At 74.6% G+C, this 578-nt stretch carries 1 protein-coding gene and 1 pseudogene; one reads left to right on the top strand and one right to left on the bottom strand.

Going from position 1 to position 578, the window contains the following annotated elements:
• The coding region (locus tag ABTU92_RS29195; RefSeq protein WP_408095053.1) for a hypothetical protein at positions 1 to 196 on the bottom strand (196 nt) is incomplete at its 3' end.
• Between ABTU92_RS29195 and ABTU92_RS29190 the strand changes: the two are divergent.
• Positions 195 to 578: pseudogene (locus tag ABTU92_RS29190) on the top strand (methyl-accepting chemotaxis protein); the annotation flags it as partial. The gene ABTU92_RS29195 and the pseudogene ABTU92_RS29190 sit on opposite strands and share 2 nt — an antisense overlap.

Below are 578 nucleotides of genomic sequence, written 5' to 3'. Positions count from 1 at the left end.
CGAGGCGATCCGCGACATCCGCGGCCAGCGCGGCACCGCCATGACGGCGCTCATCGCGGAAGACGACCCGACGCCGAAGCTCGATGCGCTGCAACGGACCGCCACCGCCCGCTACGAGGCGACTCGCGCGGCCCTCGCCGCCGTCGATGTGCCGGATCGGGACGCCCTCGACCAGGCGATCGAACCGCGCCCGCATGAGCCACCCGCTGATCGGCGAGATGGTCCAGGTGCGCCGGCTCGCCTGGCAAGCCCGGGACCGCTACGGCCTGCAATGCTCGCTGCTGCGCGCCAACGTCAACTCCGGCCAGGCGGCCAGCGAAGCCCAGAAGGTCACGCACGGGCAGCATCGCGCCGTCCTCGCGTCGAGCCTCGCCGGCATCGACGAGCTGCTCGCCCGGCCGGGCGCACCGGCCGCCGTCGCGGCGTCGTTCCGCACCGCGCGCGGCCAGATCGACGCCGCCAACGCCAAGATCGACCAGGTCACGTCGCGGCTGGGCACCGGCACGGCCCCGCTGATGCCGCCGGCCGAGTGGACGGCCGCCTGCCAAGCACCGTTCGACGCGATCGTCGCGGTGGCG

It is taken from the genome of Rhodoplanes sp. SY1, from assembly GCF_046000175.1.
Classification (GTDB): domain Bacteria; phylum Pseudomonadota; class Alphaproteobacteria; order Rhizobiales; family Xanthobacteraceae; genus Rhodoplanes.
This window is presented reverse-complemented; position numbering and strand designations above follow the sequence as displayed.